Origin of the sequence: Tistrella sp. (assembly GCF_002684955.1) — a bacterium.
Classification (GTDB): Bacteria; Pseudomonadota; Alphaproteobacteria; order Tistrellales; family Tistrellaceae; genus Tistrella; species Tistrella mobilis.
Map to the genome: position 1 here is coordinate 76829 of NZ_NYWI01000060.1, position 22887 is coordinate 99715.

The 22887-nt window shown below is 67.7% G+C and carries 22 protein-coding genes; 3 read left to right on the top strand and 19 right to left on the bottom strand.

Annotated elements, in window-relative coordinates:
• Positions 1-7 precede the first annotated feature (7 nt).
• From CMO28_RS18845 to CMO28_RS18860, 4 genes are all read right to left on the bottom strand, one after another.
• A complete protein-coding gene (locus CMO28_RS18845; RefSeq protein WP_296715815.1) occupies positions 8-988 on the bottom strand; it encodes a hypothetical protein in 981 nt (326 codons plus the stop codon).
• Positions 989-1003: 15 nt separating this feature from the next.
• On the bottom strand, positions 1004-2296 hold the full coding sequence (locus CMO28_RS18850) for a TRAP transporter large permease (RefSeq protein ID WP_296715816.1): 1293 nt from the start codon (positions 2294-2296) through the stop codon (positions 1004-1006).
• Positions 2293-2823, bottom strand: a complete 531-nt coding sequence (locus CMO28_RS18855) for a TRAP transporter small permease subunit (protein WP_062761808.1) — start codon at positions 2821-2823, stop codon at positions 2293-2295. Before CMO28_RS18855 ends, CMO28_RS18850 begins: the two co-directional genes overlap by 4 nt.
• 161 nt (positions 2824-2984) lie before the next feature.
• Complete coding sequence (locus CMO28_RS18860) at positions 2985-3992, bottom strand: TRAP transporter substrate-binding protein (protein ID WP_296715817.1); 1008 nt, start codon at positions 3990-3992, stop codon at positions 2985-2987.
• Between the two features lie 265 nt (positions 3993-4257).
• On the opposite strand from CMO28_RS18860, the gene CMO28_RS18865 reads away from it, so the two are divergent.
• Positions 4258-5040 (top strand): enoyl-CoA hydratase-related protein, encoded by a 783-nt coding sequence (locus CMO28_RS18865; RefSeq protein ID WP_296715818.1) that lies wholly within the window; start codon positions 4258-4260, stop codon positions 5038-5040.
• Positions 5041-5047: 7 nt separating this feature from the next.
• Here the strand turns inward: CMO28_RS18865 and CMO28_RS18870 are convergent, their stop codons facing one another.
• From CMO28_RS18870 to CMO28_RS18930, 13 genes are all read right to left on the bottom strand, one after another.
• Positions 5048-6721, bottom strand: coding sequence for an AMP-binding protein (locus CMO28_RS18870; RefSeq protein WP_296715819.1), 1674 nt, complete (start codon positions 6719-6721; stop codon positions 5048-5050).
• Positions 6722-6791: 70 nt separating this feature from the next.
• Positions 6792-7904 carry a tetratricopeptide repeat protein gene (locus CMO28_RS18875; protein WP_296715820.1) on the bottom strand — a complete coding sequence of 371 codons (1113 nt, stop codon included), beginning with the start codon at positions 7902-7904 and terminating at the stop codon, positions 6792-6794.
• Positions 7905-8047: 143 nt separating this feature from the next.
• Positions 8048-8638 (bottom strand): nucleotidyltransferase family protein, encoded by a 591-nt coding sequence (locus CMO28_RS18880; RefSeq protein ID WP_296715821.1) that lies wholly within the window; start codon positions 8636-8638, stop codon positions 8048-8050.
• A gap of 288 nt (positions 8639-8926) precedes the next feature.
• The gene (locus CMO28_RS18885) at positions 8927-9796 is read right to left on the bottom strand and encodes a sulfotransferase domain-containing protein (RefSeq protein ID WP_296715822.1); all 870 of its coding nucleotides are present in this window, start codon (positions 9794-9796) and stop codon (positions 8927-8929) included.
• Entirely contained in the window at positions 9796-10659 is an 864-nt protein-coding gene (locus tag CMO28_RS18890) for an Hpr(Ser) kinase/phosphatase (protein WP_296715823.1), read from the bottom strand. The genes CMO28_RS18885 and CMO28_RS18890 overlap by 1 nt, the downstream gene beginning before the upstream one ends.
• Before the next feature lie 76 nt (positions 10660-10735).
• The gene (locus CMO28_RS18895) at positions 10736-11605 is read right to left on the bottom strand and encodes a sulfotransferase domain-containing protein (protein ID WP_296715824.1); all 870 of its coding nucleotides are present in this window, start codon (positions 11603-11605) and stop codon (positions 10736-10738) included.
• Positions 11602-12441, bottom strand: coding sequence for an Hpr(Ser) kinase/phosphatase (locus CMO28_RS18900; RefSeq protein ID WP_296715825.1), 840 nt, complete (start codon positions 12439-12441; stop codon positions 11602-11604). Before CMO28_RS18900 ends, CMO28_RS18895 begins: the two co-directional genes overlap by 4 nt.
• Positions 12442-12961: 520 nt before the next feature.
• The gene (locus CMO28_RS18905) at positions 12962-14086 is read right to left on the bottom strand and encodes an N-acetylglucosaminyltransferase (protein ID WP_296715826.1); all 1125 of its coding nucleotides are present in this window, start codon (positions 14084-14086) and stop codon (positions 12962-12964) included.
• A 98-nt stretch (positions 14087-14184) separates the two neighbouring features.
• Positions 14185-15537, bottom strand: coding sequence for an MFS transporter (locus CMO28_RS18910; protein ID WP_296715827.1), 1353 nt, complete (start codon positions 15535-15537; stop codon positions 14185-14187).
• Positions 15538-15632: 95 nt separating this feature from the next.
• Positions 15633-16691 carry a gentisate 1,2-dioxygenase gene (gtdA, locus tag CMO28_RS18915; protein WP_296715828.1) on the bottom strand — a complete coding sequence of 353 codons (1059 nt, stop codon included), beginning with the start codon at positions 16689-16691 and terminating at the stop codon, positions 15633-15635.
• 4 nt (positions 16692-16695) lie between these two features.
• Positions 16696-17010, bottom strand: coding sequence for a non-heme iron oxygenase ferredoxin subunit (locus CMO28_RS18920; RefSeq protein WP_296715829.1), 315 nt, complete (start codon positions 17008-17010; stop codon positions 16696-16698).
• Positions 17011-17230: 220 nt separating this feature from the next.
• The gene (locus tag CMO28_RS18925; RefSeq protein ID WP_296715830.1) at positions 17231-17716 is read right to left on the bottom strand and encodes an aromatic-ring-hydroxylating dioxygenase subunit beta; all 486 of its coding nucleotides are present in this window, start codon (positions 17714-17716) and stop codon (positions 17231-17233) included.
• 5 nt (positions 17717-17721) lie between these two features.
• Positions 17722-18966, bottom strand: coding sequence for an aromatic ring-hydroxylating dioxygenase subunit alpha (locus CMO28_RS18930; RefSeq protein WP_296715831.1), 1245 nt, complete (start codon positions 18964-18966; stop codon positions 17722-17724).
• A gap of 177 nt (positions 18967-19143) precedes the next feature.
• Between CMO28_RS18930 and CMO28_RS18935 the strand changes: the two genes are divergently transcribed.
• Complete coding sequence (locus tag CMO28_RS18935) at positions 19144-20391, top strand: NAD(P)/FAD-dependent oxidoreductase (protein ID WP_296715832.1); 1248 nt, start codon at positions 19144-19146, stop codon at positions 20389-20391.
• Here CMO28_RS18935 and CMO28_RS18940 read toward each other — a convergent pair.
• On the bottom strand, positions 20351-21190 hold the full coding sequence (locus CMO28_RS18940; RefSeq protein ID WP_296715833.1) for an IclR family transcriptional regulator: 840 nt from the start codon (positions 21188-21190) through the stop codon (positions 20351-20353). The genes CMO28_RS18935 and CMO28_RS18940 overlap by 41 nt on opposite strands.
• Before the next feature lie 171 nt (positions 21191-21361).
• On the opposite strand from CMO28_RS18940, the gene CMO28_RS18945 reads away from it, so the two are divergent.
• Positions 21362-22051, top strand: a complete 690-nt coding sequence (locus CMO28_RS18945; RefSeq protein WP_296715834.1) for a fumarylacetoacetate hydrolase family protein — start codon at positions 21362-21364, stop codon at positions 22049-22051.
• Positions 22052-22191: 140 nt separating this feature from the next.
• Here CMO28_RS18945 and CMO28_RS18950 read toward each other — a convergent pair whose 3' ends face one another.
• Positions 22192-22851 carry a TetR/AcrR family transcriptional regulator gene (locus CMO28_RS18950; protein ID WP_296715835.1) on the bottom strand — a complete coding sequence of 220 codons (660 nt, stop codon included), beginning with the start codon at positions 22849-22851 and terminating at the stop codon, positions 22192-22194.
• Between the last annotated feature and the right edge of the window lie 36 nt (positions 22852-22887).

Sequence of the window (22887 nt, forward strand, 5' to 3'; positions counted from 1 at the left end):
GACGCAGTCAGCGCCCCGCACGCGACCGCGCCCGCCGGTAGAGCGGCGCCACGATCAGCGGCGACAGATAAAGCGGCAGCTGCCCCGCCGCCATGATCAGCTCCAGCGGCCGGTCGCCCTGGCCGGAAATCGCCGCCAGCAGCAGGATCATGTTGCGGTTGCCCGAGACCAGCGCCGCCGACAGCCGCGCCTGGACCGGGACCGGCCCAAGGATCGCAAAGCCGAAGATCGCAAAGCCGAAGACCGCGAAGCCCGTGGCCTGCAGCGCCAGGTTCAGCGCCAGCGTCGACAGGATGGCGAGCGTCATGAAGCCGGGGGCCGCGACCAGCGCCGGCCCCACCCCGTGCATCACCGCCAGCCCCACCGCCGCCACCAGCAGGGTGATGGCGGTGTCGATGGCCGGGGCCGCCCGCCGGATGCGTGGCCGGCCGATCAGCGCGGTGACCAGAAAGGCGCCGCCGAAGCTTGCCCCGATCATCACCGCCAGACGCAGCGCCGTCACCGCCGGGTCGATCGCCGCCCCGCCGCCCAGCAGCAGCGCCACCGCCGGCAGGATCACCGGCGCCAGGATATTGGTCGGCAGCCCGACCAGGGTGAGCAGGGCGACATCGGTGCCGAGCAGCACGCCATAGGCCGCCGCCGACATCATGCCCGGTGTCGCCGCGATCAGGGTCATGGCGCGCAGGAACACGTCGTCGGCCGGCAGCACCAGCCGCCCCAGGCACCAGACCAGCACCGGGCAGGCGAGCAGGATCCAGAAAATCACCACGATGCCGAGCCCCGGCCGGCGCAGCACGGCGATGAAGGCCGTGGGCTCCACCCGAAGCAGCGCCAGGAACATGGTCAGGCAGGACAGCGGCAGCAGCGCCGGATTGGCCGCGGCCGCCAGATCCGGCAGCAGAATGCCGAGCCCGGCGCCCGCCGCCATCAGCCAGGCGCCATGGCGGCGGATCAGGGCGGTGAGCGCGCCGCGGGCGGAGGGGGGCATGATGCGGCAGCGCCTTCAGGACAGTGATTTCGGCAGCGCCGTCACCACCTCGGGCACCAGCACCATCAGCACCACGAAGGTGACCATGATCAGGCAGAAGGGCAGGGCGGCGCGGGCCAGTTTCAGGATGGGCGTGCCGGTCAGGCCCTGGATGACGAACAGGTTGAAGCCGACCGGCGGGGTGATCTGGGCCATTTCGACGGTCACGATCAGGAAGACGCCGAACCAGATCGGGTCGAAGCCGGCGGCGGTGACCAGCGGCAGGGTGACCGGCAGGGTCATCACGATCGCCGACAGCCCGTCCAGAATGCAGCCCAGCATCAGGTAGAAGACCAGCAGCACCGCGATCAGCATATAGGGGTGCAGGCCCAGCGCCTCGATCTGACCGGCGATTTCGACCGGCAGGCCCAGCCGCGCCATCGCCTTGGACAGGAACAGCGCGCCCGAGATGATCAGCCCGATCATCGAACAGGTGCGGACCGTGCCGAGCAGGGCATCGAACAGCTTGCGCCAGGTGAGCGTGCGCTGGCCCAGCGCCACCAGCAGGGCGCCGAGCACGCCCATCGCCGCCGCCTCGGTGACGCTGGCGAAGCCCAGATACATAGAGCCGATGACGAACAGGATCAGGAACAGCACCGGCGCCAGCGACAGCAGGGCGGCGAATTTCTGCCCCCAGCCGAGCCGCGGCTCGCTTTCCGGCAGCAGCGAGGGGTCGATCGTGGTCCGCACCCCCAGATAGCCCATATAGAGCAGTGCCAGGATCAGCCCCGGCACGATGCCGGCCATGAAGAGTTCCAGGATCGAGACATTGGCGAGCACGCCATAGACGATCATCGGGATCGAGGGCGGGATCAGGAAGCCGAGCGTGCCGGCGCCGGCGAGCGAGCCCATGGCGAGGTTGCGGTCATAGCCGCGGGCCAGAAGTTCCTTGAGCGTGATCCGCCCGACGGTGGCGGTGGTGGCGGCGGACGATCCCGACACCGCGGCGAACAGGGTGCAGCCCAGCACATTCACATGCAGCAGCCGGCCGGGCAGGCGCCGCGTCCAGGGGGAAAGCCCCGAGAACAGGTTCTCTGACAGCCGGGTGTGAAACAGCAGCTCGCCCATCAGGATGAACAGCGGCAGGGTCACCAGCTCGGCCGAGGTTGCGGTCGACCAGAGATCGCCGGCCAGGAAGCGGTCGACCCGCATGTTGCGGAAGACCTCCAGGCTGACCAGGCCGATGGAGGTGAGGGTGATGCCCACCCAGACGCCGGCGGAGAGCAGCCCCACCAGCATGCCGAAGACCAGAAGCAGGGGCAGGCTCATTCGATCCCTCCGGCATGTCGGCCGGCATCTTCAACCGGGTCGTTGACCAGCGCACGCAGCACACGGGCGAGGAAGGCGAGGGCGAGCAGCACGAAACCGGCGGCGAGCAGGCCCTGCGGAATGATCAGCGGCGTCGCCAGCGGATAGAAGGACCGCGACCCGATCTCGGCCGTGCGGATCGCCTGCGAGACCATGGCGACGGCGATGAAGCCGGTGACGCCCAGGCCGAAGACGCTGGCCGCCAGATCCATCAGCCGGCGCAGGGCCGGCGGCAGGGCCTGGGTTACCGCCGCGACCCGGATATGGCCGCCGCTGCGGAGCGTCCAGCCGGTGCCGCAGAACAGCACGAAGGCCAGAAGATAGGTGCTGAACTCGATCGCCCAGGGCTGCGACCAGGCGAAGGCCGAGGTGGTGATCACCTCCACGATCAGCAGCAGGGCGAGCAGGGCGGCAGCCAGGGCTGCCACGACCGCCCCGACGAGGTTCAGGCGGTCGATGAAGCGGGTGAGCAGGCGCAGGGCCGTCATGACGCCCCAATCCAATTTGGGTGGTGACCGTGAAGGGGTGGGGGCGGGAGGTGTGGAGGTCCGTCCGCCGGCGCCCGGCCTGAAGGCCGGGGCCGTCGAGGGGGAGGCAGAGACGACCCGGGCCCAAGGGGGAGACAGGACCCGGGCGCCGGCGGTCCGGATCAGTGGCCGACGGCCTTGTGATAGGCGTCGAGCAGGGGGGCGGCGGCCGGGTTGGCCTTCACGAACTCGCCTTCCATCGAGGCGGTTGCCTGACGCATGGCCGTCTTCAGCGCATCCGAGGCGGGCTCGACCGTCATGCCGTTGGCGCGCAGCTCGTCCATGCGCTTGGCGTGTTCGGCCTTGCTGATCTCCCAGAACCGGGGCTCCAGCTTATGGGCGGTGGCCTCGATCATCTTCTGCTGTTTGGGATCCAGCCGGTTCCACTCGTCCAGGTTCACCACCATCAGGTTGGACGCCCACATGTGGTTGGTGTTGTAGGCGTGCTTCAGGAATTCCCAGTATTTCTGCGCGACCGCGGTGGTGCCCGAGGTCATGACCGCATCCAGCTTGCCCGAGGCGAGCGCCGGCACGATGTCGGGATTGTTCATCTGCAGGGCCACCATGCCCAGCCGCGTGACCATGTCGGCGGTCACCCGGTCATAGGTGCGCATGCGCACGCCCTTCAGGTCGTCCAGCGTCGCGACCGGCGTCTTGGTGAAGAAGTTCTGGCTGGGCCAGGGCACGACATACAGCACCTTCTGGCCGCGCTTCTGCAGCTCCGCTTCCCAGACCGGGCGCACGATCTTCATCAGCGCCGCCAGGTCGCTATAGTCCGAAATCAGGAAGGGGATGCTCTCCACGCCCAGCAGCGGGATTTCGCCGACATTCTGGAAGGCGGCGTATTCCGCCATCGGCACCGCGCCGTCTTCCACCGCGCGCAGCGACTCGTTCGCCTTGATGCCCAGCGCGCCGCCGGTGTGGATGGTCATCTCCACCGCGCCGCCGGTGACCGCCTTCACCTCTTCGGCGAATGTCTGCGCATTGGTGGAATGGAACTCGGTCGGGCCCCAGGGCAGCGACACGTCCCACTGGACATCGGCCGCCCGTGACGCCACGGGCTGGAAAAGGGTGAAGGCCGCAGCCGCGGCGATCGCCGCGAAACCGCGGCGCAGCGTCGGATGATGCATGATGGTCGGGCTCCCTGAAGCCTGGGTCTCTGCCGTCCGTGCCCGCTAGGGCCGTCCCCGATAGGGCGCGCCCCGCCGGCCGGACCGCCAGGCCCGGCGCGGCGGCTCCCGACACGCCGTCGCAGGTTGTTATGCCCTTGAGCAAAGCACGGGCGGCCGGCGCTGACAAGAAATATGTACGGACAAATTTTAAAATGTCTGGACAAATATCAGGGCGATCGCGCTAAGCTGCGGCGACCGCAGGCAGGCAATCGGGAGAGGCCGAATGGAGCAGGGGATCTATCTGGAACGGCAGGGGCCGATCGCGCGCATCGTGCTGAACCGGCCGGCGAAACGCAATGCCATGACCGCGGCCATGTGGCAGGCGATCCCGGCGCTTTGTGCCGAGATTGCGGCCGATCCCGAGGCCCTGGTCGTGGTGCTGACCGGTGCCGGCGGCAAGGCGTTCAGTGCCGGTGCCGACATCGCCGAATTCCCCGAGGTCTATGAAACGCCCGAAAGCACCCGCGCCTATAACGAGGCGGTAGAGGCGGCACAAGAGGCGATCGTGGCGCTGGACCGCCCGACCATCGCCGCGGTCAGCGGCGCCTGCGTCGGTGGCGGCTGCGGTCTGGCGCTGGCCTCGGATTTCCGTTTCGCCACGGAAGATGCCCGCTTCGCGATCCCGCCGGCGACGCTGGGGCTTGCCTACAGCTTCAACGCCACCCGCCGCCTGGTGGGCAAGGTCGGCCCGTCGCGCGCCAAGGACATGCTGTTCTCGGGCCGCCTGATCGCGGCCGACGAGGCACTGCGCATCGGCCTGGTTGACCGCGTGGTCGCGGCCGGGGCGCTGGACCAGACGGTCGCCGCCTATGCCGAACGCCTGGCCTCGGTCTCGCAATACACCATCCGCACCATGATGCGCATGGTCGACGCCATTACGCTCGGCGCCGACGCCCCCACCTCCGATCTTGCCGAGGCCTGGGCGGCTTCGTTCACCGGCGCCGATTTCGCCGAAGGCTATCGGGCCTTCATGGAAAAGCGGTCGCCGGTGTTCCGGTGGCGGTGAGGGCGGCTCAGATCGCCGCCCCCTCTTCCTCGGCCTGGCGCATCAGGAATTTCTGGATCTTGCCGGTGACGGTCATCGGCATTTCTTCCACGAAGCGGATGCGGCGCGGGATCTTGAAATGGGCGATGCGGCCTTCGCAGAAGCCCAGCACCGCGGCCTCGGTCAGGCTGTGGCCCTCGGGATTGTCGGCGCGGCGGATCCAGGCGCAGACCTGTTCGCCGTATTTGGCGTCGGCGATGCCGAACACCGCGACGTCCAGAATGCCCGGATGGGTGATCAGGAAGTTTTCGATCTCGACCGGGTAGATGTTCTCGCCGCCGCGCAGGATCATGTCCTTCGACCGGCCGACGATGCGGCAGCGGCCGCGTTCGTCGATCACGCCCAGATCGCCGGTGCGCATCCAGCCGCCCGGGGCGATGGCGTCGCGGGTGCGGGCCTCGTCGTTCCAATAGCCGGCCATCACGTTGTAGCCGCGGGTGTGCAGCTCCCCCACCGTGTTGACCGGCACCACCCGGTCGTCGCCGTCGACGATGCGCACCTCGACGAAGGGATGGATGGTGCCCACCGTCTCGGTGCGGGTTTCAAGGTCGACATCGGCCCGGGTCTGGAAGCTGACCGGGCTGGTTTCGGTCATGCCATAGCAGATGGTGACCTCGCGCATGTTCATCTTGGCGATGACCTCGCGCATCGTGTCGATCGGGCAGGGGGCGCCGGCCATGATGCCGGTGCGCAGCGTCGAGAGATCGAAGCTCTTGAAATCGGGCAGGGCCAGTTCGGTGATGAACATGGTCGGCACGCCGTGCAGCGCGGTGCAGCGTTCGGCCTGCACCGCCTGCAGGGCGGCGCGCGGCTCGAAGGCTTCCGACGGGAAAACCATGGTGGCACCATGGGTGACGCAGGCCAGCACCGACAGCACCATGCCGAAGCAGTGATAGAGCGGCACCGGAATGCACAGCCGGTCGGCTTCGGTGAAGCCCATCAGCCGGCCGACGAAGAAGCCGTTGTTCAGGATGTTGTTGTGGGTGAGCGTGGCGCCCTTGGGCGAGCCGGTGGTGCCGCTGGTGAACTGGATGTTGACCGGGTCGTCGGGGCGCAGCGTCGGGATGATCGCCTGAAGCTTCGCCCGTGACGCGTCGTCGGCATAAAGGGCGATGCGGTCGAAACCGAACATGGCGCCGCGGCTCTCGCCCAGCGGGATCACGAAATCCAGCGCCGGCAGGCGTTCGGCGCGGCTCCCTGCTTCGGCGAATTCCGGCGCGATCTCCAGCAGCATGTCGACATAGCGCGAGGTCTTGAAGGTCTCGGCCAGAACCAGCGCCCGGCAGCCCGACAGGTTCAGCGCATGTTCCAGTTCGAAGGTGCGGTAGGCGGGGTTGATGTTGACCAGGATCAGCCCGGCGCGCATGGCGGCGAACAGGGTCAGCAGCCATTCCACCCGGTTGGGCGCCCAGATGCCGATCCGGTCGCCCGGCTCCAGCCCCAGCCCGATCATGCCTGCCGCAAGTTCGGTGACCCGGCGGTCGAATTCGGCCCAGCTCCAGCGAATGTTCTGGTGCACCACCACCAGCGCATCGCCCTCGGGCCAGGTTTCGGCCGTGCGGGCAAGGGCGGTGCCGATGGTTTCATAGCGCAGCGGCTCGTCGCTCGTGCCGCAGACATAGCTCATGGTCAGCTCGGACATGGGAATGCCGTCTCGGTTCCGGGATATGGAATGATGTCGGTGAGGTCTGGATGGGGCGGGGCGGGGGCGCTCAGCTCACCATGCCGAGGGCGATCATGCCGCCCAGGTTTTCGGGCCAGGTGCGCGTGCGGCCGGCCTGCAGCAGCACCCGCGCCCAGGCCACCCAGCCCGACCAGGCGATGCGCTTGTCCCAGGCCGTGCCCCAGGCCGACAGGATGTCGAGCCCGATGCGGGCATGGGTGGCGGCGGTGTCGTAATCGCCCTGGGTCAGTGCGATCTGTGCCAGAACCAGATGCGGTTCTGCGATGTCGGGATTGTGCGCGATGGCGGTTTTCAGAAGGGAAACCGCCGCGACCGGGGTGGAGATCGCATGGGCGCGGGTGACGACCTGCCAGTAGAGCGCCACCGCCGCCATTTCGTCGGCCTGGGTCAGGATGCGGCGGCAGCGGTCGAAGACCGGCGGCACCGGCAGGCCCAGTTCGGCCGGCAGGTCGCGCAGCGGCCGGGCCATGCGCGAGGCCAGGCTCCAGGCCTCGTTGCTGGGCATCAGCTGGCCGGGCCAGAGCGAGGCGGCCCAGTTTTCTTTCACCGGCTGACGGGTCTGCCAGGGGAAGCCCTGGAACACGTCGTCCACCCAGCTGTGCCACTGTTCGGTCAGATCGGCAATCGAGACGATCGCGAAGATCGCCGCGTCCTTCTGCGACAGATGCAGCATGCTGCCGTCTGATTTTTCAAGATCGAGCCCCCCGGCCGGGATGGCGTCGATCTCGGTCAGTTTCTGTACGAAGCGGGTGCGGGGCATCACGCAGAAGGTGTGGATCAGCCGCTCGGCCTCCTCCCCCACCGCGGCCGCCAGCTCGGCCCGTTTGGCCGAGGCATCGAACAGCTTCAGGGCGACGAATTCATTGGAATAGACGCTGTGGAACAGGCCCAGCACCCGCACATCGCGCGGCTGGTCCCAAAGGGCCAGGGTGCGGTAAACGTCCAGAAGGTGGTTCTTGAAGGTGCCGGCCTTGTGCCAGGCCTCGCCGGCGCTGCGCGAGAACAGAAGGTCGAGCAGGGCGGGCAGCTCGGCATCCACCTTCTCCCAGTCATCCGCCAGCAGGGCCGGCAGCAGCGGGTGCAGGTCGGTGCCGGCCGGATCGGAAGCGGGTACAGGGGCAGGGGCAGTCTGGGCGGTCATCGGTGTTCCCTCCGGCGCCGCGTGCCGGCATGGGGCCGCGGTCGTCTGTTGGTTCGGCAGCAGGTCCCATCCCCCGGGGCCTGCCTGCGTCTGGTATGACACACCCGTTGGCGTTCCGCCGCAAGTGATGATTGAAAAATCAATTAATTCAGGGGCGGAGAGGCCGTGCCCTGGTCGCCCGCCATCCGCAGCCGTGGCCAGCGATCGCGCCACCCCTTGTCCCGAACCCGCTGCAGATGAATGGCGTGGCGCGGGCCCGATGCGAAGCCGGGGGTCGGCCGGGCGATGATCGCGAACAGATCCTCCAGCCCATGCGGCGCCGCCACACGCAACTGCCCATCGGGTGCCAGTTGCACCGCAACGGCGGTCGCCGTCTCGGGCCAATGGCGCATCGCATCCACCGCCGAAGCATAGGGCGGCTCGTTATTGCGCAGATGCATGCGCGCCTGATTATCGACCGACCACCGCACATCCGGGCGTATTGCGGACAATTGTGCCTCCAGCGCCTTGTCCTGTTCGCGATGCGGCCGCAGTGCATCGAACCAGATCACATCGATATCGTTGCGGGGCAATTCCGGAGGTCGGCCGTGCAGATGGTCCCACACCAGATCACGCACGAAACCGGCCGCAATCCAGCAATCGGAGAGGCCACATGCGGCAACCTCACCCAGGATCGACAGATGGGCGGGGGATGCGGTTACAATGGTGATCAGGCGTCGTTCCAGCGTGTCCATGCCGCCCTCTTCTCCGTCCGTCTCGATTTCTCTTTCTGGATCAATGCATTGGAAGCAGGCGCATGCGAGGCGTCACGGAACCGGACCGCCCTGCCCCGGCCAGCGATCATCGCATGATCACCGGTCCTTCGACAGCCTGAAATCCGCCCATTAAAGTCGATAAGATATAGTTATCGTACTTTAACACAAAAGATAACGTAAACCGCCCAGCTCCGGGTACGGCAGCTCCGTCCTGCTCACGACAGCGAAAGACACGACCTCGCATCCATTGCCAGCCAGAACAGAGGGTCAGCCCTCCCATCCGCCATCAGCCCGATAACCGAAGCGCTGCATCATCTCCGCCGACCGGTCCGCCCGCTCCCGCAGCAGCGCCGGATCTGCGTCCTGCCAGCCGATGCCGCTCCGCCCCGCGCGGAAAAACGCCGGCGAGGCGGCCGGCCGTTCGCGGAAGCCGGCTTCACGTTCCTCGGCCTGCAGACGGTCGAAGCGGCTGAAGTCCACCGCTCGTGCGATCAGTCCGGCATCATCCGCCAGCCCGGCCACCGCCGCGGCGCGGGTGAAACCGGCGATCGGGTCGGCGCGCAGATCCTCGTATCGCAGGCTGATCACCGGCCAGGGCAGATCATCGGCGGTCCACGACGCCGCATGGCCGGCCCAGCTGCCGACGCGTTCGGCGGTCGCCATGTGCATGCGGTCGGTCCCCCGGTCGAGCTGATGACCTGAATCCAGCATGGCGCGGATCGTCCGGTCGATCGTCCAGCCCAGATGCGGCGCATAGGATGCCGCCACATCGAAGGGATGGCGCACCAGGTGGATCACGCCCTGGACGATCTCCGGCGGATACAGCCAGTCGCCCAGATCGGTGCGCCGCGCCGTTTCATGGGTCTTGATGATCAGTGGCGATGTGTCGGGTTGTGTCGCCGCGAAGCCGCGCAGCACGTCCGGCCAGTAGCGATCGATTTCGGCCGCGGACAGACTCGCCGCATCGATCGGCGCGAAACCGTCGAAGATCATCCGGCGCAGATTGTAGAAACCGTTATCGATATCGTTGATCGAAATCGGCGCTGTGGCGCGACGGCAGACATGGTCCAGCACCAGCCGGGTCCAGGTATTGCCCGATCGTGGATAGCTTGCGATCACCACCAGTTTCGCGGTCATTACCCGGCCTCCGACATCCAGGCCATCACCCGCGCGCACAGCTGATCGGGCGGCGGTTCCTTTGCCGCCCCCAGGCTCAGCACCCGAAGCCGCGCGGCGACCCGCGATATCAGCGCCATATGGGCGGCCTGCCGACCCATCGCCCGCAGCTGGCGCAGCCGGAAAGATTCGGTGGCCAGAACCCGGATCCGGTCGATGGCCATCGCCGCAACCACGTCCTTCTCCTCGCCGCGATCAAGCAGCACCACATGACCAAGCACTACCGGTGCGGGCACCGATTTGGTTCGCCACAACACCCGGCTGTGGCCCGGCCGTGTCGGCGGCAGCTCCGCCGGGTTCAGATCCAGCATCCGGGCCGTATCCGGCCAGAGCGCCAGCACCGGCGTGCCGGGCCAGACCATGGGTCGCCCGTCACCATCCACGGTCAGCCGCACCACCTCGTCGGCCACGAAATGCCAGCCGCGGCGCAACAGATGCCCGGCCATCAGCGATTTGTCGGCCCCCGACAGGCCGGTGATCGCCAGCGCCGGCCCGCCATCGGGCGGAACCAGACAGGCCGCATGCAGCGCCACCTCGCCGCGCTGCTGGATCACCGCGGTCAAGGGGGTTCGGATGGCGAAATAGGCCAGCTCGTCATCGCCGACCCCTGGCGCGCCGGCCATCAGCAGCCGCCGGCCCTCTTCGGCCAGAAACCGGCCGATACCGGGCATGCGGATCAGCAGCCGGTCGGGCATCGCCTCGACGAAAGCGTTCACCGCGGTGGCGCCGTCCAGATGCGCCGGCAGTTCATCCACCCGCCGGATGTCGAGATCGGGAATATCGGGGAGGGTGAAGGCCGACATGTCGGACGGGGCGGTCATCATGCTCGCGATCTGCGTGGGTTGGGCGGGGCCACTATACACGAAGACGGGTCGCCACGACAAAACATGTGCCCCGGCCTCACCCCTCCCACCCGCCATCGGCCCGATAGCCGAAGCGCTGCATCATCTCCGCCGACCGGTCCGCCAGCTCCCCCAGCAGCGCCGGATCTGCGTCCGGCCAGCCGATGCCACTCCGTCCGGCCCGGAAGAACGCCGGCGAGGCGGCCGGCCGTTCGCGGAAACCTGCCTCACCTTCCTCGGCCTGCAGACGGTCGAAGCGGCAGAACCCGACCGCCCGTGCGATCAGCCCGGCATCTTCCGTCAGCCCGGCCAGCGCGGCGGCGCGGGTGAAGCCGCGGGTCGCATCCGCGCGCAGATCCTCGTATCGCAGGCTGATCACCGGCCAGGGCAGATCATCGGCGGTCCACGACGCCGTATGACCTGCCCAGCTGCCGACGGTTTCAGGCATCGGCAGCTGCAGCCGGTCCATGTCTCCGCCGATGCGGTGTGCCGGGTCCAGCAGGGCGCGAATGGTATCATCGATCGTCCAGCCCCGATGATGGGCATAGGATGCCGCCACATCGAAAGGATGCCGCACCAGATGGATGACACCGCGCACGATCTCGGGCGGATAGAGCCAGGCGCCGGCATCCGTGCGCCGGGCCGCCTCATGGGTCTTCAGAACCAGCGGCGCATCCGCCGGCTGCCCCTTCACCAGACTCCGAAACACCTCGGGCCAGTAGCGGTCGATTTCGGTGACGGTCAGATCCGATGCTTCGACCGGTCCGAACCGGTCGAAAATCATCCGGCGTTGCACATAAAGGCCGGTTTCGATGTCGTTGATCGAGATCGGCGCCCGGGCGCGACGGATCAGGTGATCCAGCACCAGCCTCGTCCAGGTGTTGCCGGATTTCGGATAACTCGCAATCAGCACCAGCGCGGCCGTCACCGCCCGGCCTCCGTAACCCGTTCGGCCAGGCGGTCATAAAGTTCGTCTGGCGAAGGTCTGTGCGCAGCGCCCAGGCGCCACCCCCGCAGCTGTGCCGCAAGCCGTGTCATCATCGCCATATGCGCCGCCTGACGGCCCATCGCCCGCACCTGCCGGGGGCGGAAGACCTCGGCGGCCAGGGTTTCCAGCCGGTCGACCCCGCTCAGCCTGTCCGTATCCCCTTTCCGGTGCAGATCGAGCAGCACCACATGCCCCAGCGCCACAGGCCCCGACATCGGTATCGCCTGGTGCAACACCCGGCCATGCTGCGGCCGCGCCATGGGCAGGTCCGTAAGGGTGATGCCCAGCATCCGGGCGGCATCCGGCCAGAGTGCCACGACCGGCGTGCCCGGCCAGGCAAGCGGCCGCCCCTCGGCGTCGAGCGTGACCCGAACCACCTCGTCGGCCACGAACCGCCAGCCGCGCCCCAGCAGCATTGCCGCCAGCGTCGACTTGCCGGCGCCCGACACACCGCTGATCGCCACCGCCGCCTTGCCCCCGGGGGGCAACAGGCAGGCGGCATGCAATGGCAACTCCCCCCGCTGATGGATCAATCCGGCAAGCGGGGTGCGGACGGCGAAATAGTCCAGATCCGCATCGGACACCTCGGCCTCGCCGGCGATCAGAAGCCGCCGCCCCTCCTCGGCCAGGAATCGGCCGATGCCGGGCATGCGGACCAGCAACCGGTCGGGCGTCGCCTCGACGAACCCGTTCACCGGCACCGCCCCGGCCAGATGTTCCGGAAGGGCCGCGACGCGGCGGATGTCCACATCCGGAAGCTCCGGGATGGTGATCATCGGCGTCTGATCTCTGACGGACATGCTGGTCCCGAGGCTTGATGAGAGATTTACATCGTCGTTGTATACCTGTAACCGCTCGCCGGTACAGGCAGATCATTCTCCCTATCCTGCACCCTGTCGGGTTTCCGATCGATGAATCGGGATCATCCTACTCAGACCTCATATGATATCCCGACAATGAAATCAGAGATGGAAACACTGATGAATTTTGGCTGTCGCCGGCGGCAACGTGCTGCAGTTCGCCGATAACATGTTTTATTGCATGAAGACTTGATCCAGCGATCGGAAACTCGACATGAAAAGCTATATCTCTTCCATCTCGCATCACCATTCGGTTGATGGTCATGGCTATGAAAACGGAGCCCGGCCCGGCTGGTCGCGCCCGGTTCTGCGGCCGCTGGCGATTGTCCTGGACACGTTGGCCGGCGACGGGTCCGCGGGCTATGACGGCATGGGCTGCCCCTCGTGAGTACCGCTGCCCTGTCATGCAGGCCCGGTTCTCCGACGTGATATGCCCTCAGACGTGATGTGACTGCCCGATCGGCGCTGCCCCCGCCGCATCGCGGCGGTGCATGATCAGCCGTCGGATACGTCGCCCTGCCGCTTCCAGCGCCAGAGCCGGCAGCAGAAGCGGCAGCACGCGCCCGAAACGGCGATCGATCCAGGCAATCCGGGCATCCGGGTTCCGGCTGGTCGATCGCCGGGCGGCGTGGTTGCGCAGGATGCCCCGCGCCAGCCGGCCGCGGCCAACCGCCGGTTCCGCCGGCGCCCCCGCCTCGGCCAGGCGGGTCATCAGCCGGCCGATATCCGCCGGCACCGGCCCTTTCGGCACCTCGGCATACCACCAGCCCTTGTGATGCATGCCATGGCTGCGGCAGCGCTCCAGATGGTGCGGATCGGTGGTGCGGTCGGTCGCCAGATCGGCATGGGCGAACCGGCGGAATTTCCAGGCCGGACGTGCCCCCGGATCGACATACGAGAAATGCCGGCCGGCGCCCGGAATGACCGGCGCGGCCCGCAGCCCCCGGCGCAGGGATTGCATCGATCGCGGCGGCAGGCCGCGGGCCGGATCGCCCAGAATATCCATCACCCGCACCACCACGCCCGGCGCACAGGACCACATCGGGTCCAGCGCATCCCAGCGCCCGGGCTTCAGCCGCGGCAGCGCCGTCGCAAAGGGCAGCGCCGGATCGGCACAGCAGGGCGAACGCGGCCCCAGGCGCAGCGGATGCTCGTAATGACGGGTCATGCCCAGCCGCATCGGCCGCTCCAGCCCGTCGCGTTTCAGCCGGCGCAGCACCGCCGGGTCGGGGATCTCGTCCACATCCAGGATCAGCACCAGATCGTCGGGGCGGGCGTCCTGAAGCGCGAACACCGCCGCATTGCGCTGGAAGGCCTCGCGATCCCAGCCCGAACTGTCGGCCGGCCCCAGCCGGGGCAGGCCGACATGGCGGATGCGGGCGGCCAGATCCGGCCGCGTCGCCCGCGCCTCTGCCCAGGCGAGCGGCTTGGGCGCGCCCTGCATGGTCTGCGCGCCCTCGACCAGAATATGCTGGTCGACCACGCCATCGAGTTCGGCCACACGATGCGCGAGCATCACGAATTCGCCGTCGAACAGGAAGCAGTCATAGATACGGCGCATCGGGCGGTTCCTCGGAACGCGGGCGGGGCCCTCGGAACGCGGCAGGGCCGGCCCGTCACCCGGGCCGACCCATTCTTAGCCGATGATCCGGCGGGTGATCAATGCGCCAGCGTCGGTGCCGCCGCCGGCGCCGTGGTATCGGCATGGCGGCGCAGTGCGAAGACCGCAGCCGAGGCGAGCAGGGCCGGCACCACGGCGGCCATCACCACCCATTCGGTGCTCCAGCCGGCACCGAGCAGCAGGCCGCCCGCCACCGGGCCGATGATCGAGCCGATCCGGCCGACGCCCAGCGCCCAGCCGACGCCGGTGGAGCGGATCGCGGTCGGGTAGACGCCTGCCGTCAGCGCATTCATGCCGATCTGCGCGCCGACCACGCCATAGCCCGCCAGGAAGGTGGCCGGCATCAGGATCCAGAGATCCGAGGCGCCGAGTGCGACCAGCGCGATGAAGCCGGCCGAGGCGGCATAGGCCGAGCCCAGCACGAGATGCGGGTTCAGCCGGTCGATCATCCGGCCGAGGGTGATGGCGCCGACCACGCCGCCGAAATTCAGGATGGCGGTCGACAGGATGGCGATCTGGAGCGGCAGGCCGGCGCCGCGCAGCAGCGAGGGCAGCCAGTTCACCAGGAAATACATCACCAGCAGGTTCATGAAGAAGGCGACCCAGAGCAGCAGGGTTACCCGGGCGCGGCCGTCCTCGAACAGTTTGCGGACCGGAAAGCCGGTGGCCCGGGGCTCGTTCAGCACATAGGCATGGGCGCCGCCGGCCGCGATCGACGGGTCGAGCCGGCGCATGATCCGGTCGATCTTCTCGGCCGGTGCCCCGCGCGCCACCAGGTAGCGCACCGATTCCGGCAGCATCACGACCAGCAGCACCAGCACCACCAGCGGCGCGATGCCGCCCAGGATGAACACCGAATGCCAGCCGAAGGCGGCGATCATCTGCGCCGAGAGCACGCCGCCGATGGTGGAGCCCAGCGGAAAGCCGCAGAACATCACCGTCACCAGCGTGGCGCGCAGCCGCGCCGGGGCATATTCCGAGGTGAGCGCGATGATATTGGGCATGGCGCCGCCGAGCCCCAGACCGGTGAGAAAGCGGTAGAGCAGCAGCTCGTTCATCGTGCCGGCCCAGGCAGTGATCAGCGAGAACACGCCGAAAATCGCCATCGAGACCAGGATCACGCTCTTGCGCCCGAAGCGGTCGGCCGCAGGGCTGAGCACGAAGGCACCGACGGTCAGGCCGGCGAGGCCAGCGCCGAAGATCGGCCCGAAACTGGCCATGCTCATCTGCCAGTCTTCGGCGATGACCGGTGCGACATAGGCGATCGCCTGGGTGTCGAAACCGTCAAGTAGTGCGATCAACGCACAAAGTGCCGTGATTGCGAACTGGAACCTGCCGAACCGCGCGCGTTCGATCGCCGCGGTCACATCTATGGTCTCTGGCCGGGCCATAGCCCCCTCCTCCCATGTCTACCCACGTCTTCTGTCATATCGCCCGGTTCCGCAGCACCCTGGCCGGCACCGCGCCCGGATCTTCGCCGTCAATCTCAGGCGTTTGCGACCGCCTCGCGGTAAAGGCCGAGCTTTTCCTGCGCGGCCCGGTCGGAATAGCCGAACAGCACCAGCCGGCTGTCGGCCCTGATCGTCACCTCGCGCCAGGACGGCACGACCAGAAGGTCGCGTTCCGCCAGCGTGAAGACCTCGTCGCCGACCTTCGCCTCGCCCCTTCCTTCGACCACCACATAGACCGTGCCGTCGGAAGACCGCCGCGGCCGGGTCTCGAACCCCGCCGGCAGCAGCCGGACATGGGCGGCGATGGTCGGCATCACCGGCCCGCCTGTGGCGGGGTTGAGGAATTCGAGCGCATGGCCCAGCACCGGATCGGGTGCCTCGGCCGCCGCCAGATCGGCAAGCGCCACCGACCACTCGGCATAAGGGTAGTGGAACAGCGGCTGTGCCGCCGGCCGGCGATCGGCGGTGCTGCCCCGCAGCGGCCGGAGATTGCGGCCATAGCGGCGCGTGCTGTCGCCCGGCGCCACGGTCTCGGGGTGTTCCGCAGCCTCCAGCCGCTCCGCGAAGCTCGCGTCGAAATGGCGCACGGTCGGGATGTCGAGCCCGTCGAGCCAGATCATCGGCTGGCCGGAATGATTGCCGTGATCATGCCACTGCCAGTTCGGCGTCAGCACCAGATCGAAGGGCCGCATCACCGCCTTTTCGCCATCGACCGCGGTATAGGCGCCATCGCCTTCCATCACGAAACGCAGCGCCGACTGGCTGTGGCGATGGCAGGGCGCCACCTCGCCCGGCAGGATCAGCTGCAACCCGGCATACAGGCTGGGGGTGATGCCGGACGTGCCGGGCAGGCCCGGATTCTCCAGGATCAGCACCCGGCGTTCGGCCTGTTCGGCGCTGATCAGGTCGCCCGCGCGCAACAGGTGATCGCGGGCCGAGGCATAGTCCCATTTCCACGCCTGTGCCGGTGAGCGCGGCGTCGGCATCACCAGCGCCGAGAGCACCTCCCACAGGGGATACAGGCTCTTCGGCCGCATCTCCTCGTAGAGCCGGTCCAGCTGGGCGCGGGCGTCATTGGGCAGGGGAGCGGTCATCGGATCAGCCCTCCTCGACCATCACATGCAGCACGCCGTCTTCCACCCGCACCGGATAGGTCCGCACCGGCTCGGTACAGGGGGCGCCACATGGCGCACCCGTGCGCACATCGAACAATCCCTGATGCAGCGGACATTCGATCATGTGGCCGTCCAGATAGCCGTCGGACAGAAAGGCGCGGCCGTGGGTGCAGAGATCGTCGGTGGCGAAGAATTCACCATCGACCTCGTAAAAGGCGATGCGGCGCCCGGCCGCTTCGGCGCAGGCCACGCCCTCATCGGCAAGACGCGCGGTCTCGATGGTCTTGATCCAGCTCATTCTGGCTCGTCCTTGTCTGCAGGCGTGGCGGGCAGGAGAGGGTGGCGCCGTGACAGGAAGGTGGATCCCCGCCTACGCGGGGATGACGGCTTCCTGATTTTTCCCAACGGGACGACGATGGCGGCTGCAGCGACCGACCGTTGATGTAAGACGTCGTCATCCCCGCGGAGGCGGGGATCCACCTTTCTCTCCACCCGGCGGCACTCGCCCACCCCTTCCCTTACGCCGGATAAATCAGGCTGTTCGGGATCATCTCGCTGTCGATCACCACGATCCGCTCGGCGAAGTACAGCCGGCCGTCCTCGTCGACGATCCGGTCGTGGCAGACCGCCGAGAGCACGATTTCCGACTGCCTGTCGATCAGCGTCTGCACGATCAGCAGGTTGTGGCGGGTGCGGATGCCCTCGGGTCCGGCGCTGATCCGGAGCGGCCCGGGAAAGCGGCGGTAATAGCGCGGCGCATACATCTGGGTGGTGGTCAGCCCCGTCACCCGGTCCTGCAGCATGCCGCGGCTTTCGGCCTGCATGGTCGACAGCGTATAGCCCCGCTCGAAATTCTCCCGCGGGATCACCCGATACAGGCAGTCGGGCAGGAAGAAGCCCGGCCAATCCGACAGCCGCACATCGTCCAGCGTGTCGTAATACGCGTCGTAGAGGTCGCGGACCCGGCCGCGCAGGGCGGTATCGGTCTCAGCAGTCGTGATCATCCTGTTCACAGCCCCATCACCTCCCGCCAATAGCGATACATCGACCGGATCGCAGTTTCGGTGACCATGTAATCGGTCGGCGCAATCTCGCGGCCGCCCATCATCACCAGCGCCTCTTCCATGTCCGAGGGCGAGAAGCCCTGCTGGCTCATCTCGATGATCTCGCCGTCATCGGCCGAGACGAAACCGGCCGGGCCGAACAGATTGGCCTGGCGCGTGCGGCGCAGCTTCATTTCTGGCGTGTCGTCGGCATAGCACCAATGGGTCCAGTGGAAATCGAACCCGGCCGGCCCCTTGGGCACGATCTGGCGCGAGGTCAGCGAATTGACCTGCTGCTGCAGGATCACGCTCGGGAAGACGGTGATCATGCCGACCGTCTCCTCGCCCGGGAATTCCTTCACCACGTCCAGGATGCGCGGATCGGCCAGTTTCAGATCACCCTGGAAATTGCGCAGATCCGCGGTGACGTCGTTCACCTCCTGCTCGCCCTTGCGGCTGATCAGGATGCCGTGACGGCCGGTCTCGTCGATGTCGACCGCGGATTTCTGATCGGCGCGGAACAGGCCGAAGGTGACGAAGAACACATGCAGCAGCCCCGCATGATACGGGTCCTTGATGTTCTCCATCATCAGCTTCCAGTTGGCCGGAATGTGCTGGCGGTTATAGCCCAGCACCTCCAGCTTCCGGCCGTCATAGACCCGGGTGTAATGGGCCCAGAACTTCTCGCCCAGATACTCCCTGAAGGGCGGCGTCTCGTCCGAGAAGGTCGCCCAGACCACGCCGTTCACCACCTCGACGCGCAGCCGGTTCAGGCCGTGATTGCCCGGGTCGAAATCCCGCGGCATGCCGCCCTGGCGCTTCACGCCGCGGCGGAAGGGTACGCCGACCAGATTGCCCCTCAGGTCATAGGCCCATTGGTGATAGGGGCAGAGCAGATCCTTGGTATGGCCCTGGCGCGCCTGGCAGAACTTTACGCCGCGATGCGCACAACGGTTCTCCACCACGCTGATCTCATCTTCGGCGGAGCGCACCACGATCACCGGGCGCTCGCCCAGCGTGGTGGTCTTGAAATCGCCGACATTCGGGATCTCGCATTCCAGCGCGCAATAGAGCCAGTGCGGCCCGTACCAGATGCGCTGAAGTTCCCGCTGATAGACGTCCTGATCGGTATAGACCCAGTAGGGCACCCTGCCGGCATCGCCGGTGTCCCACACGCGGCCATTCGGGGCACAAGCGCTGGTCTCCGCCATTCCCGCCTCCCTTGGGCGGCGCCCCCTCGTCCCGGGTTGCCGCCCTGTTGTATTGCATATCGTGTGAGGTTTAGTATGATATGCAACAACGCGACGTCAAGACGGTTCGTCGAAAATGGAATGCCGGCCATGCCGGATCGTCATGAACCGGCACCGTCCTTCAGGGAGTTGAATGGAATGAGCGCAGGCGTGGTCATCATCGGCGCCGGCCAGGCGGGTGGCCGGGCGGCACTGACGCTCAGGGAAAAGGGCTATGCCGGGCCGGTCACGCTGATCGGCGACGAGCCCGTGGCCCCGTATGAACGGCCGCCTTTGTCGAAGGAGATGCTGATCGATCCCGCGACCAGCCCCACCTGGCTGGTGCCGGACGGCGCCTGGGCCGCGCAGGACATCCGGCTGATCACCGGCCATGCGGCCGTGGCGGTGGACCGCACCAGCCGCCGGGTGCGGCTCGACGACGGCAGCCTGCTCGATTACGACCATCTGATCTTCGCGACCGGCAGCCGGCCGCGCCGCCTGCCCTTCCGGGTCTCGCGCCTGGCGGAGCTGCGCACGCTCGACGATGTCACGGCGCTCTCGGCCCGCGCGGTCGAGGCCCGGTCGGTTCTCGTGATCGGCGGCGGGGTGATCGGGCTCGAAGTCGCGGCCACGCTGGTACGGAAGGGGCTGGCGGTCACCGTGGTCGAAATCGGCTCACGCCTGCTCGGCCGCAACTTCCCGGCGCCGGTGGCGGCGGCCCTGGCCCGGCGCCACGCGGCCGAAGGCGTCACCCTGCTGACCGGCCGCCGGATCCGGGATCTGGCCGACACGGCAGACGGTATCCGCGCCATGCTGTCCGACGGGCAGGTGATCACCGCCGATTTCGCCGTCGCCGGCATCGGCGTGGTGCCGGAAACCGGCCTCGCCCAGGCGGCCGGGCTGGTGGTCGATGACGGCATCGTGGTCGACCACGACATGCGCACCGCAGATCCGGCGGTGTTCGCGATCGGCGATGTCGCGGCACAGCCGGGGCCGGATGGCCGGTCGCTGCGCTGCGAAACCTGGCAGAACGCCAACATCACCGCCGAACGCGCAGTGGCGGCGATCCTGGGCAGCCCCCTGCCCGCCCCCGAAACACCCTGGTTCTGGACCGATCAATACGATCTGAACGTCCAGCTCGCCGGCGTCACCGGGCCCGAGGCCGACACAGCACAGATCGTCGAACAGCGGGCCGGCGCCGGCCGGCTGTTCCTGGTGCTGGACGGCGACCGGCTGATCGGGGCCGCGGGCATCAATGCCGGCCGCGACATGGCCGCCTGCCGGCGGCTGATCACCGCCGGCATTCACCTGCCGCCCGGGATGACCGCGTCCGACAGCTTCGATGCGAAGGCGGCGCGCGGCCTGCTCAGCCCGGCTGCGGCCAGCGCCCGCCCAGCCTATGCGTAACCTCGCGCGCGGTCGCAATCAGCATCTCGCGGGCGGCGGCATCGCCGTCGCGGCCGAAACCCGGCGAGGCGATGATCGACAGGGCCAGCACCAGCTGGCCCTGAAGATTGAACACCGGCGCCGCGAAGGCACGCAGCCCCGGCGCGGTGGTGCCGTCCACCGCGGCCGACATTTCGCGCCGGGTCTGGGCGCGCATCGCATCGATATCGACCGGGCCTTCGGAACGGTCCTGCGCCAGTTCGCGCTGCAGCAGGTCGGACACGAAGCCCTCGTTCAGGAAGGCGAGGAAGATCCGGCCGGTGGCCGACCAGGTCAGCGACAGATGCGAGCCGATGGTGAGCATGGTGTAGACCGGTGGATTGCCGGGGTACCAGCGGATGATGGTGGGGCCGGTTTCGGCCCAGACCGCAATCAGCACGGTGCGGCCGCTGGCGGCGACCAGCTCCTGCGCCGCCCGGCTCGCCTCTTCGAACGTGTCGAGCCGGCCCATGGCGGCAAGGCCCAACCTAAGCGCGCCGGTGTGCAGATCATACAGCGCCGTCGCCGGGTCCTGGCGCAGGAAGCCGGTGTTCACGAAGCTCGCCAGATAGCGATGGGCCTGGCTGACCGACTGGCCGCTGGCCCGGGCGATATCGGTCAGAGAGCTGGGCCGGCCCAGACGGACCAGGGCATCGAGCACGCCGATGCCGATTTCGACCGACTGGATGCCCTTGCGCTTCGTCTCGCTGCCGGCGCCACGCCGCCCGACCGCCTTCGCACTCCCCTCCGCCTTCGCGCTCCCCTCCTGCTTCGCCTCCATCGCCCGCCCGTTCTCCTGCTGACGGCTGCCGCCTGATGCAGCGCACCATAGCCCCGGCGCCCCTGCCCGGCAACGGGGCCCGACAGACCATCATGTCAGGCGCCGCGTCAGCCCCCCTCGCCCACACTCGATACCGTCATCCAGGCATCACGCCACCCCAAGGAAACCCCGATGACCAGCTGTCTGTTCGACCCCGCCCCCACCCCGCTCGCCGAAGTCAAAGGCACCGAAGCGCGCTATCCCATCCGCCGGATCTTCTGCGTCGGCCGCAATTATGAAGCCCATGCCCGCGAGATGGGTGTGGTGGTCGATCGCGAGGCGCCGTTCTATTTCACCAAATCGGCCCTGGCCTATGTGCCGTCGGGATCCACCATCCCCTACCCGCCCGGCACGGAGAATTATCATTACGAGATGGAGCTGGTGGTCGCCATCGGCAAAGCCGGTTTCGAGATCGCGCCCGCGGACGCCCTCTCCCACGTCTTCGGCTATGCCTGCGGCCTGGACATGACCCGGCGCGACCTGCAGCTGGCGGCGCGTGCGAAACAGCGGCCCTGGGATCTGGGCAAGGATTTCGAGCAGTCGGCCGTGCTGTCGCCGATCGTGCCGGTGGCCGAAAGCGGCCATCCCGCCACGGGGCTGCTGGAATTGCGGGTCGATGGCGAGACCCGCCAGTCGACCGATCTGTCGCTGCTGGTCTGGTCGGTGGCCGAGCTGATCGCCCATCTGTCGCGCTTCTACCATCTGGAACCCGGCGATCTGATCTATACCGGCACGCCGGAAGGCGTCGGCCCGGTGGTGGCCGGCCAGAGGATCGAGGGCTCGATCGCGGGCCTGGGCGGCATTTCGCTGACCATCGCCTGATCGCCCGGGTTGAGGGCGCGCGGTCGCATGACGGGGGGTGGCACAGGGCTTGCCACCCCCCTGCCCTGGCTGGCTTACCGGCCGTAGATGACGTGTCATGATGCCCCTCGCGCCGCAGCAAGGCTGCGAGTCCTTCCCTGTCAAAGGCCGATAATGTTGCCGCAAGCTGCCGCATCTGCGGGGCTTGACGGTGGATTTTCTTCAGGCAGGGCCAGGGCACCGATGATCAGCGCGTGCAGGCCCTGAACCAGTTCCTGCTCCATCGCCGCCTCTTCCGTGGCCCGGTCCGCCTGCACCACCGGCTCCCGGCCGGCAACCGAATACACCGTGTCGGCCACGGCAAGGGTATGAAAGGCCACCGTCGCGAGCAGCCAGCGCGCCCGGTCCAGAGACAGCCCATAGGCTTCGGCGATGTGCCGCTGATGCCCGTCGATCCTGGCAAGCATCGGCCGGGTTGCGGCCTGACGGCGGATCACATAAGGCGTCACGCCCGGATGCGCCTTCACGAAGGCCTGCAGGGATGCCGCGAAGCGCTGCAGATAGGCCTTCAATCCGCCGCCCCCGCTGCCATCGGCCAGGGGCAGTTCCCAGCGGTTGAAGATTTCCTCGGCCACCAGGCGTTTAAGCTCGTCGAGGCCGGCGACATGCTTGTAGAGCGCCATATGGCTGACCCCCAGTGCCGCGGCGATACCGACGAAGGTGATGTCCGAAAGACCCATCCCGATCCCGGCCTCGATGATCCGTTCGCGCGTGATGGAGGGCGGGCGTCCACGGGCGGCGCGGCGCTGCGGCGGTTTCATGTCTCTCCTCCGGTCGGTCATGCCCCCGGTCGATCA